Here is a 15,810-nt window from a genome sequence, read left to right on the forward strand (position 1 = left end):
GTGCAGGCGGTAACTCATGATCAGGAAGGGTTCTCAAGTTGGGCGATCAGACTACGCAAAAGATCTCTGGCCCGATAGAGCGGCCAGCTACGTCTTGGAATGGAATCTGGTGGAACCCAACACCTAGCGTTACAGGCACAAAGGAACGCAGCCTAACCCCAAAAAGAGCGGATAATGGCGGCCAACTCCGTCTCATGCCTTTCTGGAACACGCATATGGAAATTAAAGTCAACTTTCTGGACAAACTTCGCCTCGAAGCCAAGTTTGACGATTTTACGGTGATCGCTGATCAGCCCATCCGGTATAAAGGCGACGGCTCGGCGCCCGGCCCTTTTGATTACTTTCTGGCCTCGTCGGCCTTGTGTGCTGCGTATTTTGTAAAGCTGTACTGCAATACCCGCAATATCCCCACCGAAAACATCCGGTTGTCGCAAAACAATATTGTTGACCCGGAAAATCGGTACCAGCAGATTTTCAAGATTCAAGTTGAATTGCCGGCTGATATTTCTGCCAAAGACCGCGAAGGGATTTTGCGTTCGATTGACCGTTGCACCGTTAAAAAAGTGGTGCAGACCGGGCCCGAATTTGTGATTGAGGAAGTCGCCAATCTCGATGCCGACGCGCAGGCCCTGCTGACGATGCGGCCCAGCGAAGAGCATGCCACCTATATTCTGGGCAAGGATCTGCCGTTGGAACAAACCATTGCCAATATGTCGGGCTTATTGGCGGGGTTGGGTATCAAGATTGAAATCGCTTCGTGGCGCAATATCATTCCCAATGTCTGGTCTTTGCATATCCGCGATGCCCATTCACCCATGTGTTTTACCAATGGCAAAGGCGCTACCAAGGAAAGCGCCCTGGCCTCGGCATTGGGCGAATATATCGAGCGGCTCAGTTGTAACCATTTTTATGCCGGCTCATTCTGGGGCGAAGATATTGCCAATGCCGATTTCGTGCATTACCCGAACGAGCGCTGGTTCAAACCCGGCAATAAAAACGCCATACCCGCAGAGATTCTGGATGAATACTGCCTGGAGATATATAACCCCGATGGCGAATTACGCGGTTCGCATTTAATTGATACCAATTCCGGCAATATTGAACGCGGCATCTGCTCGCTACCCTTTGTGCGGCAGTCCGATGGCGAAGTCGTGTATTTTCCGTCGAACCTGATCGAAAACCTCTACGCCAGCAATGGCATGAGCGCCGGCAATACCCTGGCAGAGGCACAGGTGCAGTGCCTGTCTGAAATTTTCGAGCGGGCCGTCAAACGCGAGATTCTGGAGGGTGAAATCACCCTGCCGGATGTGCCGCAAGAGGTGCTGGCGAAGTATCCGGGCATCCTGGCGGGTATTCAGGGTCTGGAAGAACAAGGCTTTCCGGTGCTGGTGAAAGATGCCTCGCTGGGTGGGCAGTACCCGGTGATGTGTGTGACCCTGATGAATCCGCGCACCGGCGGGGTGTTTGCCTCGTTCGGCGCCCACCCGAGCTTTGAAGTGGCCCTTGAACGCAGCCTGACCGAGTTACTGCAGGGGCGTAGTTTTGAGGGCCTGAACGACCTGCCGCCGCCAACCTTCGTCAGCAATGCGGTGACGGAACCCAATAACTTTGTTGAACACTTCATCGACTCAAGCGGTGTGGTGTCCTGGCGCTTCTTTAGCGCCAAAGCCAACTTCGAGTTCGTGGAGTGGGATTTTTCGGCCCAAGGCGACAACGCCAATGCCGAAGAAGCCGCCACCCTGTTTGGCATCCTCGAAGCCATGGACAAGCAGGTGTATGTGGCGGTGTACGAACAGCTGGGCGCCACGGCTTGCCGGATCTTGGTGCCGGGCTATTCCGAGGTTTATCCGGTTGAAGATCTGGTTTGGGACAACACCAACAAAGCCTTGCTGTTCCGCGCCGATATTCTGAATCTGCACCGGCTGGATGATAAAAGCCTGCAAAATCTGCTCTACCGGCTGGAGACCAACGAGCTGGACGAATACAGCGATATTGCCACCCTGATCGGCATCGAGTTTGACGAAAACACCGTCTGGGGTCAGCTCACCGTGCTGGAGCTGAAATTGCTGATCAACCTCGCTCTGGGGCAGCTCGAAGATGCACAAGATCTGGTGCAGGCCTTCCTGCAATACAACGACAACACTGTCGAGCGCGGGCTGTTTTATCAAGCCCTGAATGTCGTGCTCGAAGTCACCCTCGATGATGAACTGGCGCTGGAAGACTACCAGGCCAATTTCCGCCGCATGTTTGGCAATGAAAGGCTGGATGCCGCAATCGGCTCGGTTGATGGCAGCGTGCGCTTCTACGGCTTGACGTCAACCAGCATGAAGCTTGAGGGCTTGGACAGGCATCATCGTCTGATCGACAGCTACAAAAAACTGCATGCCGCACGGGCTAAATACCTAAATGCGCCAACGGCCCTGCCTCTTGACCGATAGAGAGGGAAAGCCTGGCAGCCTTGCTATATAGCCTTGTGCTGCCAGGAGGCCAATTTAGCATGGAGGATCGGCCTTGGCAGATTAGGTTCAACATCACAATCTTTATTGATTGTTTTTGAAGCGGTGCCTGCCTTGCGCTAGCACTAGTCCATTTCTGGCGCGATTGCCTTTGATCCTGTTGCTTGTCAGTGACGTGCGAGGTGGATCGAGGACACCTGACTTTCCGACTCGGGAAATGTAAACGATGGCCTGCTATTTTCGAGCCACGCGCTTTGAATCTTGGCTAGAGGGGCTTTGAGCGCTGAACGTGGTCAAGTGACTTTCTCCGGGTCTTTTTTGCGGCCTGGGGGATGAATTCTTCGGCGAGCCCCGGCTGTTTTCGCCCCGATCCTCTCTTTGCTGGGGCGTTTGCCTATGAAGATCCTGGCCCCCCCGTTGTTGCCCTTGTTGAATCGGAATATGTTGGGCGTCTCGCTGAAGTGTCTCTTGCAAATAGTGCACAAGCTCCTTTTCTTGGACACTCGTTGCGATAAAATTGTAGGCTTCAACGCGTTTGCAATTCCCTTCTTGACGATAAAGCATGTCGACAAGGGTTCCTATAGAATACTCTTCATTTTCGGCTTTTCCTGCGCCTTTGTATACCACGCTAAGCTCTTCAGGTTGGAATTTGCCTAATGCTTCGTTTTTGGCCCTCTCACAATCTTCACTCTTATCAAATAATTTCTCTCCATCCCAGGATGCTTGTGTTGCTAATACCTCTTTAATACGGTCGAGGACATTATCCTCTATATTTATAAAATCCTTGACGGGAATATCGGGAGGAGGTGTTAATGATGAGCTTATTTGATTTTTTGCTTTATTAATTTCATTCCAACGGTCATCAATCTCTGTTGCGTTTGCATTTTCGAGCTGCCGCTGAGAACTCCCGCTACTTAAGATGGGTTCAGCCCTGCTGACTTTGTCCTGAATAAAGTTGACTATAGCAGCGATTTCAATATTTTCAGGTGGCGTACCTTTACGCAAAATTGACTTTGTTGCATCAACAATATTGTAAATAAATACTGGCTTCCCTGAGTCCTGGAGCTTTTTGCAAAGCTCTTCACTATGTTCACCTCTGAGTAAGCTGACTGCATTGATTTCGAAGCTTTTTACCCATGAGTCTTTAATCAGGAGATGATCCATATCATGAGTGACGTCGCCAATCCCGATAGCTTTCACTAAGCCGTCTTTACTGAGTTCTTTCAGGACGGGGATATAGCTTTCTGCTCTGTCGTCATCGGCTTTATGAATCAAAAGATGGTCAATCTGGCCACCAAATTGCTCATTAAGGCTTTTGATGTGATCGCTCAGTCGGTCTGCAGGTGTTGTCGATACCTTGTAAATGAGATCGATTTCTTTTTTCTCTACTCCCTTGTTGCTTAATGCTTCGGCGAGGAGTTCAATGTTTCCGTAGGAATCTGCACCATCAAATCTGCGGTAGCCAATGTCAATGGCACTCTCAATCTGTTCACGGGTTCTGCCATCCAGGCCAAATACAACATCAGTAGTAGACATGATTTTCTCTCAGGAGTATTTTTAAACAAGCTTGAGATATTGGTGAGTAACTGAGTAATTCCATTACCGCCTAATTATTTCCTGCGTATGCTAGCAAGCGCATTGTTGAGAAGGGCTCTACTGTCTTGGCCGTTGCCACTTGGAGCTGGCGCTGCGACTGCTTCAGTACGCCCATGCAAGTTATTAGAATGCCCTTGTTGCTTAATTGCATTGTTATTACTGTTTTTTATTGAATTGCATATGTCTTCAACGTTTTCCAAGTGAATGTTGTTTGATTTGAAGTGTGATTCAATGGTTGCCCGAATAGACGCGTCTTTGACCTGTTCGCCTATGTTGGTTCTATGGGGCCGGCCTTGTAGATTACCTGCTTCACAAAATACATAGATCCTGTTATTTGCATGAAATACATCAGGTATAAGATCGTTGTTTTCTGAAGGGTACGCGACTTTAATCAAGTCCTTAAAATCTTTCTTGGTATTTTCGCCGTAGATGAATACTTGAAAATTAGGAATGGCTTCAGGATTTATTTGAGGAGTGCCTTCAGGCAAGGCATTGTTGATCCGTTGAATTAATGCTGTGTCTTTCGGGGAAAGGGTTTTTATCTGGCTATTGGATTGTAGGTTTTTATAGGTTCGATCCCCAATATCAGTCTTCAATGTATTGTCAGCGTAATCTTGAACTGATTTCCCTTTCGTGGCGGATAAATCGGTCTTTTCGAGTACGCCTTTGAACTGTTCAGGATGATTAAAGTAGCAGTGCTTGATATTTTCAAGGACTTCAGAGAATTCGGATTCCATTTGACTACGTAACTGGATGGTATTTACCTTGCTGCCGGTGTTGGTGTAGTAATTTGAGCGGAAAACGACTTTTTGCTCACTATTTGGTGCTACCTGGTCGGCGAGTTTTTTTGCTACCTGCTCGGCAAGGTAGTCGGTGAGAGCTTCATCCCAATTGTAATGGTCATCACTTGAATGCGATTGCAAACCTTGGCTTTCATGCGAAACGGAATGCATGGCTTCATGAATCAATACTGATTTGTATAACGTATTGTCCGCATGGCCATTCATGGAAAAATCCGGATGCACATCCAACACACTGATCTTTCCATTGTGATTAGTGAAAGCAGGGGGCAGTGCACCCTGGTTTTTTTTGTACTCATCAACCGCCTGCTGCCTTTCGTCGAAACTGGCCTGTGGTTTGGTATGGTCCAAAAAATCGTTGATGTAGCGATCTATTGCACCATTTTCGTTGCCGAAGCACTCAACGGTCATTCGATTCAGTGCTTCATCGCTTACTGAATGCATATCTTTGATGGCTTTTTTCATTGTTTCGATGAAATCACCTTCAATTTGGGGGAGGTTATTTTTATGGCCAGGCATGGGATTTCCTTTTGACTATTTTCAAATAAGGAGATTGGAGTTGTTGTGATTCAGACCAGTGTCTTGACTAATCACATCGCTTTTTTCCGGTGCCGGTACCTTCGCCCGTGCCGAAAAGGAGGGGTCGAGAAAGTACAGAATCTGTTTGCCGTAAATGGGCGTCTGGCCGGCCATGAAGATCAGCATGTCCCCTGGCTCGCTGACATTACCCTTGGCATCTTTTTTGGCAGCAGGCAGACGCATGACCTCGTCGGCAGTCAAGAGTGGCCGTTGTGTTTCCTGTGTGGAGATCGAGACATTGGACTGCGAGCCATACACGCTGCCGGAATAGGAATGCGATTGCTTGACGATGGTGGCCGTACCGGTCATTTTTGACAGCAGTTCGGCGGTCTCGATTTTGTTTGGGGCATAGGCTACGCGCACATGGCAATTGGAGAAGATGCTTTCGTCCTTGCCATAAGCAGTCCATAGCTGGGAGATATCCTGAATGATCAGGTAGGCTTTCATGCCATAGCCTGCAATGAACGCCAGAGATTCCTCGAATACATCCAGCTTGCCCAGGCTTGGGAATTCATCTAGTAACAGCAGCAGGCGATGCTTGTAACCGGCAATGCTGCGGCCGTCCTTGAACTCCATTTTTTCGGTCAGGCCCCGCACTATCTGGTTGATGATCAGGCGAATCAGTGGGCGTAAGCGGTCTTTATCTGAAGGTGGCACTACCAGATACAACGAGACAGGTTTGTCATCGTTCATCAAGTCACGGACGCGGAAGTCACTGGCGGCGGTGTTACGCGCCACGATTGGGTCACGGTACAAGGTCAGGAATGAGATGGCAGTGGAGACCACCCCAGATTGTTCTTCCGGAGCCTTGTTCAGCATGTCACGCGCGGCGGCAGCTACCACCGGGTGGCAGTAGTTGGGTGTGCCATCCGGATGGGGCCAACCGTTTCCGACCAGATCATGGTCGGTGTCCAGCATGAATTGCATGGACTCTGCCACTGTCCGGGTGGGGTCGCTGAGAAAGGCGATTACGCCATTCAGCGTCTTGTTTTTATCGGCATAGAGCACATGCAACGCCACACCAACCAAAAGGGCCTGACTGGACTTCTGCCAGTGGTCTTCCAAGCCCTTGCCATCTGGATCGACGATCATGGTCATGATGTTCTGCACATCCGCCACTTCTCGATCTGTCCCCACCCGCACCTCAGCTAAGGGGTTATAGCGGGCACTGGAGCCATCCATGGCGGACGGTTCAAACTTGACCACGCGGTTGCCGGCTTCCTGTTGTCGCCAACCCGCAGTCAACGCCCAGTTTTCACCCTTGATGTCGTAGATCAGTGCGCTATGGGGCCAGGAGAGCAGGGTAGGCAGTACCAGGCCCACACCTTTACCAGAGCGGGTGGGAGCAAATGCCATGATGTGCTCCGGTCCGTCATGGCGGAGATAGTGGATCGTATTGGTACTGGCATCTTTCCAGGCGCCGACGTATACCCCGCTGCCATTACCCAGTAATCCGGTTTGCTTGACCTCGTTGGCCGATGCCCAATGCGCCGAACCGTGTAGATGTTCTGACTCACTGGCTTGTCGTTTCCTATCCTGTTGGGCGCGGTAGGCAATAAAGCCGGCAATCGCAAGGCCACCAAACAGCGTCAGCCACAAAGCCAAGCGGAACGCGCTTTGCACAACCGGGTTGGCTAGTGAGTGATAGTGGCTATACCAAACCCACCAGTTAATGGGGGGGTAGAGCTTCCAGCTTCCAATCACCAGCATCGGTTCACCGAGCGCCTCTTGATAGCCCAATTGACTGGCGACATATTGGGTACAAATCCAGCTCAGGATCAGCCCCAGAAACACACCGGCACCGATGTTTTGCATCAGGATGGTTCCCGGACTGTTGCGCTGAGTCGGTACGGTGTATAGCGGAGTGGCTAGCGAGTTCTTTGAGTCCATTGCAATATCTTTGGTGTTCGATTAGTCGCCCTTGGCGGCAAGCCGTGAAATCAGGTACCTAGGCGGCAATGGGTGGGTAGCAAATGAATGCCCCCGTTTCCGCCCCCTGAGTCTGATCAACCTCTGCGGGTGCGGCCAGGAGACATGGACAGTGTTGTTGGCTGTTGGGTTGAAGTTCGTTGCGGGCTCCCCTCCCGTCTCTGGGGGGGAGGACTGGACGGACTTTGAGCGGGTAACCTTGCACCCTCTCGTTGCAGGGCTTGTGGGTCGACAGAATTCGCCTGTGATGGGCTTGGTTGAGTATCGGGCGCAGCCTGTGGGGCGTGTCCTTGGCCTGTCAGTGTCTTGACTAATTTTCCAACCAGATCTTGGTTGGCGCGGCTGGCACTTTGAATCATCTCTCTGCTTATATCGCTGACAGTTGGTTCGGCATTACCTCTTTTCTGAAGCTTGCTTATCGCTTTTTCTTGTACTTGCTCTATGGATAGGCCCTTCTCTTTCATGAAGCTCGACAGCATCAGCCCTACGCCAGAGATTTTCGCCCGGGTTGCTTCCATTTCATGATTGCGTTGCAGTGACGCGCCAACGGCGAGATCCATATCAACTTGATCATGTTTTCTTGTTCTGAGATTTTCCAAAAGGCTTGGCAATTGGGGGTCAATACCTTCATTTTTTTTATCTAGCTCGATGGTTTCCTGGATTTGTTTCAAATCTTCCAATTTAATCCCAGCACTTTCCATGAGTAGTTCATTTTCTTTGGAAAGGGCTACTGCATCATTTGAGTGACCTGACTGAATGATGCTTATTGCATTGTCCACAACTGATTTCATTTCCGCTGCAAGCGCATCTGCATTTTCCGGCATGTTTGCCAGTGGCTTGGCATAGTGTTCCTCGCGAATTTTTGTGTCGTTATATAAATCGTAGGCTACTTTCGAAATGCCAAGAATGGCCGCAGTTGCAACCGCTTGCGCAGTTAAGTTTGTGTTTTCCATGGAATCCTCTTGCTGTGGTTAATTAAATAATTGCGCGCTTAAAGAAAAAGATCCTGCTTGGAGTGCTTTATATTTAAACGTGAAACCCCATGCCGGTTACGCTTGATTGCCGCCCGATCTTGGTGGTAAAAATTTTAAAAATCCTGGCTTTTATTTTAAATAAAATGTTTTCTAAGAAGCAGAAAACAGCGTGGCGGTATATGGAAAATGAGCTATTGCTATCACCCCTTACAAAGGACATTTCGGCGGCTTGCAGACACCGCCACCGCCAGAGCTACCGCCGTTGTCTTTCCAGTCGTCACTACCATCGTCTTGCGATTGCTGTTTTGACATCTGGTTGATCCAATCTAGCGTGCCTGCCGGATAGCTGCTTGCATTCTGAATGTAAGGCGCCACGGTTCCGTTACAACTCACCGAATAGCCGGACTGACCGGCTTTGTCTGCCTTGCAATCGAGACGCTTGGTGAGAATGCCCACCGCCCCGCTATCGAGCAGGCTGGTGAGTTTGCTTCTCACCTCATCCGACGATTTCAGATCAGCGATGTCGTTGGCAGAGGGAAATTCAAAGTCCACCACATCGTTAACCTCCAGCTTTATCTGCCTATGAGAGGGCACCACAATCCAGCCTTTTGGCGTAATCAGCGTCGTGACGCGCATTTCAGGCCGATAAGTGAAGCCGAAGCGACTGGCTATTTTGGGCCCCTGCTCCTTGTCAATTGGATCTTCGCCGATCACCGTCATGAAGGCGCGCGGTCGTTCGCTGGCTGATGCGTGTTTGTCTTCGATCAGCTTTTTGTAAGCATCACTCATCGACTTCAGCGTTTTGCTGTCAGTAAGCGGCGTGTACTCGGCATTTTCGGGGTGCTTGGCCAGTTCGGCGTCGATTTCCTTGTCCGCCTTGTCATCGCCGCTGCCACCCATGCAGCCAGCGAGCAATAGTGCCACCAGCAACAGACTGGCCAGTGTTTTGAGTCGGGTCATGTTCAAGATCCTTGTGAAAATTGTGTGCTGGCCTGGCCGAAGCCCGTCACTTCGCTATCCGCATGAAAAGACGAAGGGGCGCGACCGGCGTGGGCAGATGGCTTACGTCCGACCACAGTCAGCGGCGGTATCGACAAGGCTGTCGGTGCAGGCGCGCCCGAGGCAGCTAGCACCTTGCCGACATAGCCATTGGCAATCCCTCGGCTGAAATGGCCGGTGTTATAAGCCGACAAGGCGGCGTAGAGCGCAGCATCGCCGTCTGCGCCCTGCTTGCGGCTGCGCTGGTACTGCCCGGCCAGAATGCCGGCGCCGACACGCAGATTGGTGCAGACATCGAAGGCCGTGGCGATGGGCACGCCCAGACGGCGCAAATTGGCCGAGTTCACCTGCATCAGGCCCACATCCACTGAATAACCCCGCTCTACCAGCCACGAAGTCCAGGCCACCGCTTCCTGCGGGCTGGCGGCGGGTCGGGCAAGCCGGGTGCCGCCGTTGATATTGATCGCCAGCGGATTAAAGCCACTCTCGACCTTCACCAGCGCTCGCAGGGTGGCTGGGGCAACCTGCGGGGCACATTGCTGCATCAACATCACAAGATCGGCTGGCATGATGGCGCTAGGGTGAGAATCAGTTTGGGCAGAAAGCCGTAGCCTGCGCATAAGCGGCATTCAGATAGGTCGAGCCAGGCGAAATGACGATGGGCTCGGCGGCGGGGGCAGATGGGATCAGCGCCTTGAACCAGCGCGACAGCCGCTGAACGCTGGTCTGGCCCAACACCGTCTCGTTAGCGGTGTTGGCCGACAAGTCGAGCACTTCCGCACCAAAGCCGGTGCGGCGAAAACCCACGGCAAAAATCTCGGTCTGCGGGAAGGTTTGCTGCAAGGCGGCAACCAGGGCGTTGGCCAATTCAAGGTGGCGCGGTGGTACCTCAATCCAGTTCTCGGCGTGCGCGAGCCAAGGCATCTCGCTCGGCCCCCGGCCATCCGGCGCCACGCTACCCGGCCCGCCCACCACCAAGGCCACCTTGGCCAGCTCACCCCCCCGGCCGGTCTGGCCCAGCAGATTGGCGTTGATGCCTAAGCGGGGGATGCCCAAATAGCCATAGGGGCTGGCTTCAAAGCCCGCATCATCCAGCTGCCGTAGCAGACAGGTGGCGTCAATCGACTGCCAGCCCAACAGGGTGGCATCGGGCCGTGCGCCGGCATATCCCAGCTGCGCCAAGGTGCGCTGTTCGTTGAGGGGAGACCGTTTGAGGGTTGCTGCAGAAACGGGCTGTTCGGTGGTGTAGTTGGTTTTGTAGGGTTTCATTCTGAATCCATTCTCAAGAAAGCTGCTTCTATTTCGGTTGGAATTAGGGGCAGTGTCGAGATTGTTGCTGTGTGTTGAAAATGCTGATTTTCTTAAAAGTCAGCTTGTCAGTTGGATGCATATTCGCCGCCAAAGCGGATGTCTTTGTTGACCATCACCACAAACGGGTAACCCTTGCGGATGGTGACGGTGGGCTGGATCTGCATGTTCTTGCGGGCGATGTCCTTTCCGAGCTGTGCCAGTTCCTGGCCAACAGCGGCGCCAACTACTTGCTGACTGGTCTGCTGCGTATTGCCGGACCAGAGGCTGGTGCGCTGGCGGGGTTGCGATAGCTGGAACGCCGCCGAGACCAGTGAGCTGCCCAGGGCCCAGCCGAAGATCCGGCCGTAGTGATGGTTGACTTCGTCGGCAAATCCAGCATTGCCCGAAGCGTCGTGGCCGGCCATGCCTTGCAGATCAAGCGTGCTGCCGTTGGGGAAGATCAGTCGCTGCCAGCCCAGTTGCAGCCGGTCCTGACCAAAGGTGACATTCGAGTCGTAGCGGCCAAACAACCGGGTGCCTTGCGGAACCAGCAGGTAGCGGCCGCTGGCCGAGTCGTAGACGTTCTGCGACACCTGTGCGATGACCTCGCCGGGTAGATCGGAATTGATGGCACCGATCATGATGGCCGGTATCACCGTGCCGGTTTTCAGCTCGTAAGGGCTTTGCTGACGGCGCACCCGGTTGGCCAGGGTGAAGTCGTCGCCTTGCGCCAGCTGGTCGCGGAAGGCCTGTTTCTGTGCCTGCTGGTTGAGGTCGGGCTCGCCATTGCCACCATTGGCGCCCAGTAGCTGGTTGGCCAGCTGGCCGATTGCGGGCGGCAATCCGCCCCCCGATGTGATACCGGCTTTCGGTGCGCTACCGGATGGGCCGAAGCCTGCGGCGACGCTATCGGCATTGCGGGCGGCATCAAGCGCTGTGCGGCCGTCGCTGCCCGCTGCAGTGCTGGCAGCCGTCGGGGCGGCAGTCTGAACAGGCGGCTGGTTGAGCGGCGGCACGGGCGGTGTATTGCCCGGCAGCGTGAAGCCTGCCTGTTTCACCGGTGGTGGCACCTGAGTGGGAGGCGAGGCCATCAGTGGCCCACCTGCCACCGGCTCTGGCGGCTTGGGTGTCGTGCGCGCCAGTTCTTCTGGCAGGCTCGGTGTCACCGGCACGCCGGGGGGCGCATTGGTAATGGCGCGAGCCGCGCCCAGCGCGGGTGTCAGGTCGGCTTTGGCGCTCTCGGCTTTCTTCTTGGCTGCGCTGGGCTCGCTGTTGATATTGGTCACAATCACCAGCACAACAGCTGCCAGAATGCCGACGGCAAACATCGCGGCCTTTTTATTGATGCGCACGCTGGCGATGGGCTTGCCGCGCAGCTCAAGACGGTCGGGAGATTTGATCTGCGAATCAGCCATTGCTGTCGTCCTTTTCATCGCGGCAGATACCGAACAGGCCACGGCGCTTGCAACGGACTTCACGGCTGATTTCGACCCGTTGCTGATCACTGCCGACACCGGTCATCATCGCCAGCCGTTTGTAGCTGCCATCGAGCACAAACACATTGCCCTTGAGCCGGAAATTGATCATCTGCTCGTTACCGGCTTCATCAATGGCAACGATGATCGGCGCCAGCTCGCTGGAGAGGTTGTCGTTCATCACCAGATACGTGTGCTGCCCATCCGCCAGCACCCGCTTGGGCCGGAAAGCCGGCTTGCCCTTCTTGTTTTCAATTTTGAAATCAAAATTCAGCGATTCCATGGTCAGGTAGGGCAGGTCGCTATCCGGGTTTCCAGCCTTGCCTGAGGCAGACAGGCCGTTACGGCCGGCGGCCCTCGACCAGGCCCGGTCACTGGTTTCGGGGTAGGCAAACGAGATGTGAGAGACATAACGGCGTTGGCTCGACACCAGACGCAGGTGGTAGGTGCGACGGTTGGTGGGCACGATCAGATTGGTGTCCAGCCCGGCCTCGGTGGGTTTGATGATCAGATGCGTGATCTTGCCCTGGCCTTCGCCATCACCACCTGAGGTGGCGGGTGAAATCTTCCAGCGCACGGCATCGCCCACATGCGGCGCACCTTGCACCACCTCACCCGGTTCGAGTGTGACCGCACAGATGCGCAGAGGGGCGCAGACCACAGTGGGCGCCGACTCGCCGAAGTTGAAGACCACCGCACCACCTTCGCTTAGTCCTGGCGCGGTATGCGGGTTTTCAGCCCATGCCTGCGACTTTTCCAGCGCCTGCCGGGTGGGTTTGCTGATGGAGGTGCCCGCCAGTTCATCGTCAGACTTGCCGGACTGGCTCTTCTTCTTTTTCTTGCTGTGCTTTTGGGGCTCGCAAGCGGCTTCGGCCGAGCAGTCTGCGGGCGGGGTGACGGCTGGCAGCTGGTTACTGAGCTTGAGTGGCGGTGTAATACCGGTATCTTTGGCCGCATCTTTGGCAGTGTTGGCAGCCGGGACTGCCGGCACGGTGGGGGCCGGCGTGGCTGGGGTGCTTGGTGCGGGCTGGCCGCCGGCACCGGCCGCCAAGGCCGGGCCAGTCGCCACCAGCAGCGAAAGGAGCAGACTATGTTTAACAGACATTTTTCGGCTTTCCTGTGTAAATCTCATTTATTTAAATAGGCATTTCAATGTGCCTGAGAGGCTTGGTAGCAATCGGCGCAGCAACACCCGCCGTCAGCCGGGGCTGATGGTATCAATCGGTTGATTACTTGCCTGGTTAAATAGTGCGTACTTACTGCAAAGACTGAACCCAGTTCAAATCGGTAATATAAATACCCAGTGGATTAACCAGTAGCAGTTTCTCATCTTTGGGCGGTGTCACTTCAATGGTTATCGAGGCCCGCATTTTATTATTGGCGGTTAATTCGCCTCTGCGGTCGCGAATAATCTCATTCCATTCGACCTGCCAAGTCTTCTCGGTAATCGGTAATACGCTGGTGATTTCAATCGCCACCATCGAGTTTGCAACAATGGTAAATGGGTTGTTCTTCTGAAAATGCTCATTCAGTTTTACCAGTGCTGGCGAACCATTGGAAATCATCGAATATACGCGCTCAATGCCGGCTTTTTCGGCTACCAGGTCGGGCGAAACGGTGCGCATATCGGTAATAAAGCGGCCAATATAGGCCTTTACCACCCGCTCATCGGCGGCCTGGGCTTTGTCTGCTGCGCCACTTGCTGTGGCGACACCGTTTTTATCAACCTGCACCACATAAGGCACAATTTTATTTTGTGCACCGATATAAGCCAGACCTACCACCGAAGCCAATGTCGTCAGGCAAGAAATAATCGCGCATAAACGCCAGTTTCTGGCCTGGCTGATATAACTGCCGTAGCGCTCATTCCATTCCCGCCGTGCTTCTAAATAGGGTGAATCAACGCCTTTATTAGGCTTTTGTTTGGCCGTATTTTCCTTCTGCGGTGTGTGACCAATTTCAGGTTGCATGATCTCGGCGCCAGTGGGCGCCACTGTCGAATGGGTGTTTGTGCTCATTTCTCTTACCTTGCCAGATTTAAATTAGCGAATTGTTTGGCTTGGAGTCAGTGTGTCACCAGTAATTCCAATTAAACCTTTTTAGGTGTTTTTGACTTTCTGAACCTGGTTTGCGCGAAGCTTTGCTCTGTAATAGTTTTTCACAAGATCATTGGAGCCCATTCCCTTTTGGAGTGGTTGCTCACCCAGCCCCTTTAGGAGTTTGTTAGTTTGATTGAGAAGAAGGTCCTTGCCGGTTGCACCCTTCATCAAGCCGTTGGCGATAGCAAGAGCTGCCACTCCAGCACTTGTACCTAAGGATCGATATTTAGCTCGGGACGCGCTGCTACCTGAATCATTTTTCGAATCATTGTCATCACTCCCATGAGCGCGACTATTGCCTGGCATGGTATCGCCCTTCGTGGCTGGATTTCGGTTGTTGTCAGCTTGGCTTTCATTTGGTTGGGTATGAGTATTGTCCGAACCACCAGCTCCAACTTTTAAGTTATCAGCCGCTTGGCCGCCACCGCCACCGCCACCGCCACTACCACCCAATGTTCCTATGCCGTCGCCAGTCTTCCCACCAGACCCACCCCCTTTGGAGTCTGCCAAGTCGTTTGCTGCGCTCATCGCTTTTCCAAGGTTGTTCAGACCTTGTATACCCGAAACCCCACCCCCCAGTGCAGATTTGGTGGCTCCTCCAGCAAGCTTTAGACCACCCATCACGCCCATCACCCCACCCATAGCCCCGGCAGCGGCGGCACTGGCGCCCCCGGCAGAAAGGCCAACACTGGCACCAAAAGCGGAGCTGGCCATCTCAGGCGCTTTTTGTGCCAGTATCACCACCATCAAGGCTATTGCTACTACTTTCATGATATTTTCATATTCAAATTCCCAATCTTTGGCCATGGCATCTAAACTTATAATCATGATGCTTATAACCAGGGTCAGAACTAAAAGCCGAATACCAACATTAAGAGCATAGGTGAAATATTTTTCTGTATGGCTCTTGAGGTGGCTACTGCCACCAAATGCAAGGTAAATGGCTCCTGCGGCAAAAAGTATAAATGACTCTATTTTCAGGCAAAGAAATTGAGCGGCTGTAATAACAAAACAAACCATGGTAATAACTGTTGCAATCACGGCTACAATAATTTTACCAAGGGCACCTAGTACGCTAAAAAATCCGGTCGGGCAATCTTCCCATATTTGACCAATAGCAGATAAGCCTGTTGCGATGATTTTGTCCGTAGTTAATGGTGATTTTCCAGTTGCTTGAGCACCAGCTTCGGAGAATGAATCTACAATGATCGGAATCCACTCTGGGCCATATAGCAAAAGCATATAAAAGAATGATATGGCCATGATTTTCTTGATAATCTCAATAGATAGGCTATTGAGGTTATCTTTCTCAAGGGACCATAATATGGCAGCCCAAGCAAATTCAATAGTAGCTAGTAGTTTGAAAGTGGTTTGCCCTAACTCCCCCAGTTTTTTCTGCCAGCCGGCGGTGATTGTTTGATTGCTTTTTACAATGTCATCAAATAAGTCAAAATTTCCGGTATGCTTGCCGATTGTAATGCCTTCTACTGCGTAAGCTGCCGAAAAAAATCCAGCAATCAAAACCCCAGAGAATAGCAGAAACTTTATTAGCCATTGTTTGTTGATTTTTGGAGTTGGTATATATTCTTTTAAATAATTCACTTGCTTCTCCT

General features: G+C 52.5%; 12 protein-coding genes. 1 reads left to right on the forward strand and 11 read right to left on the reverse strand.

The window, feature by feature from the left end:
- The first annotated feature begins 215 nt into the window (after positions 1–215).
- Entirely contained in the window at positions 216–2,438 is a 2,223-nt protein-coding gene (locus tag PZA18_RS21500; RefSeq protein WP_284102945.1) for an OsmC domain/YcaO domain-containing protein, read from the forward strand.
- Between the two features lie 252 nt (positions 2,439–2,690).
- On the opposite strand, the gene PZA18_RS21505 is transcribed toward PZA18_RS21500, so the two are convergent.
- The 11 genes from PZA18_RS21505 to trbL form a co-directional block, all read right to left on the reverse strand.
- Positions 2,691–3,992 carry an aldo/keto reductase gene (locus PZA18_RS21505; RefSeq protein WP_284102946.1) on the reverse strand — a complete coding sequence of 434 codons (1,302 nt, stop codon included), beginning with the start codon at positions 3,990–3,992 and terminating at the stop codon, positions 2,691–2,693.
- A gap of 74 nt (positions 3,993–4,066) precedes the next feature.
- Positions 4,067–5,371 carry a hypothetical protein gene (locus tag PZA18_RS21510; protein WP_284102947.1) on the reverse strand — a complete coding sequence of 435 codons (1,305 nt, stop codon included), beginning with the start codon at positions 5,369–5,371 and terminating at the stop codon, positions 4,067–4,069.
- Positions 5,372–5,392: 21 nt separating this feature from the next.
- Complete coding sequence (locus PZA18_RS21515; RefSeq protein WP_284102948.1) at positions 5,393–7,321, reverse strand: type IV secretory system conjugative DNA transfer family protein; 1,929 nt, start codon at positions 7,319–7,321, stop codon at positions 5,393–5,395.
- A gap of 116 nt (positions 7,322–7,437) precedes the next feature.
- Entirely contained in the window at positions 7,438–8,313 is an 876-nt protein-coding gene (locus tag PZA18_RS21520; protein ID WP_284102949.1) for a hypothetical protein, read from the reverse strand.
- Positions 8,314–8,541: 228 nt separating this feature from the next.
- Positions 8,542–9,294, reverse strand: a complete 753-nt coding sequence (locus PZA18_RS21525; protein WP_284102950.1) for a hypothetical protein — start codon at positions 9,292–9,294, stop codon at positions 8,542–8,544.
- A 2-nt stretch (positions 9,295–9,296) separates the two neighbouring features.
- On the reverse strand, positions 9,297–9,902 hold the full coding sequence (locus PZA18_RS21530) for a lytic transglycosylase domain-containing protein (RefSeq protein WP_284102951.1): 606 nt from the start codon (positions 9,900–9,902) through the stop codon (positions 9,297–9,299).
- 19 nt (positions 9,903–9,921) lie between these two features.
- Positions 9,922–10,602, reverse strand: a complete 681-nt coding sequence (locus PZA18_RS21535; protein ID WP_284102952.1) for a hypothetical protein — start codon at positions 10,600–10,602, stop codon at positions 9,922–9,924.
- 107 nt (positions 10,603–10,709) lie between these two features.
- Positions 10,710–12,038 carry a TrbI/VirB10 family protein gene (locus PZA18_RS21540; protein ID WP_284102953.1) on the reverse strand — a complete coding sequence of 443 codons (1,329 nt, stop codon included), beginning with the start codon at positions 12,036–12,038 and terminating at the stop codon, positions 10,710–10,712.
- Positions 12,031–13,203: a P-type conjugative transfer protein TrbG gene (trbG, locus tag PZA18_RS21545; RefSeq protein WP_284102954.1), complete on the reverse strand. Its 1,173-nt coding sequence runs from the start codon at positions 13,201–13,203 to the stop codon at positions 12,031–12,033. The genes PZA18_RS21540 and trbG overlap by 8 nt, the downstream gene beginning before the upstream one ends.
- A 151-nt stretch (positions 13,204–13,354) precedes the next feature.
- Positions 13,355–14,116: a VirB8/TrbF family protein gene (locus tag PZA18_RS21550; protein ID WP_284102955.1), complete on the reverse strand. Its 762-nt coding sequence runs from the start codon at positions 14,114–14,116 to the stop codon at positions 13,355–13,357.
- Positions 14,117–14,197: 81 nt separating this feature from the next.
- Positions 14,198–15,799 (reverse strand): P-type conjugative transfer protein TrbL, encoded by a 1,602-nt coding sequence (gene trbL, locus PZA18_RS21555; RefSeq protein WP_284102956.1) that lies wholly within the window; start codon positions 15,797–15,799, stop codon positions 14,198–14,200.
- Between the last annotated feature and the right edge of the window lie 11 nt (positions 15,800–15,810).

Source organism: Parachitinimonas caeni (genome assembly GCF_030129945.1).
Classification (GTDB): domain Bacteria; phylum Pseudomonadota; class Gammaproteobacteria; order Burkholderiales; family Chitinimonadaceae; genus Parachitinimonas; species Parachitinimonas caeni.

What these genes read in the sequence shown, in the direction of transcription:
- PZA18_RS21535 (WP_284102952.1), bottom strand. Translation starts at nt 10,602, where the DNA reads ATGAAACCCTACAAAACCAACTACACCACCGAACAGCCCGTTTCTGCA.
- PZA18_RS21515 (WP_284102948.1), bottom strand. Translation starts at nt 7,321, where the DNA reads ATGGACTCAAAGAACTCGCTAGCCACTCCGCTATACACCGTACCGACT.
- PZA18_RS21500 (WP_284102945.1), top strand. Translation starts at nt 216, where the DNA reads ATGGAAATTAAAGTCAACTTTCTGGACAAACTTCGCCTCGAAGCCAAG.
- PZA18_RS21550 (WP_284102955.1), bottom strand. Translation starts at nt 14,116, where the DNA reads ATGAGCACAAACACCCATTCGACAGTGGCGCCCACTGGCGCCGAGATC.
- PZA18_RS21530 (WP_284102951.1), bottom strand. Translation starts at nt 9,902, where the DNA reads ATGCCAGCCGATCTTGTGATGTTGATGCAGCAATGTGCCCCGCAGGTT.
- PZA18_RS21525 (WP_284102950.1), bottom strand. Translation starts at nt 9,294, where the DNA reads ATGACCCGACTCAAAACACTGGCCAGTCTGTTGCTGGTGGCACTATTG.
- trbG (WP_284102954.1), bottom strand. Translation starts at nt 13,203, where the DNA reads ATGTCTGTTAAACATAGTCTGCTCCTTTCGCTGCTGGTGGCGACTGGC.
- PZA18_RS21540 (WP_284102953.1), bottom strand. Translation starts at nt 12,038, where the DNA reads ATGGCTGATTCGCAGATCAAATCTCCCGACCGTCTTGAGCTGCGCGGC.
- PZA18_RS21505 (WP_284102946.1), bottom strand. Translation starts at nt 3,992, where the DNA reads ATGTCTACTACTGATGTTGTATTTGGCCTGGATGGCAGAACCCGTGAA.
- PZA18_RS21520 (WP_284102949.1), bottom strand. Translation starts at nt 8,313, where the DNA reads ATGGAAAACACAAACTTAACTGCGCAAGCGGTTGCAACTGCGGCCATT.
- PZA18_RS21510 (WP_284102947.1), bottom strand. Translation starts at nt 5,371, where the DNA reads ATGCCTGGCCATAAAAATAACCTCCCCCAAATTGAAGGTGATTTCATC.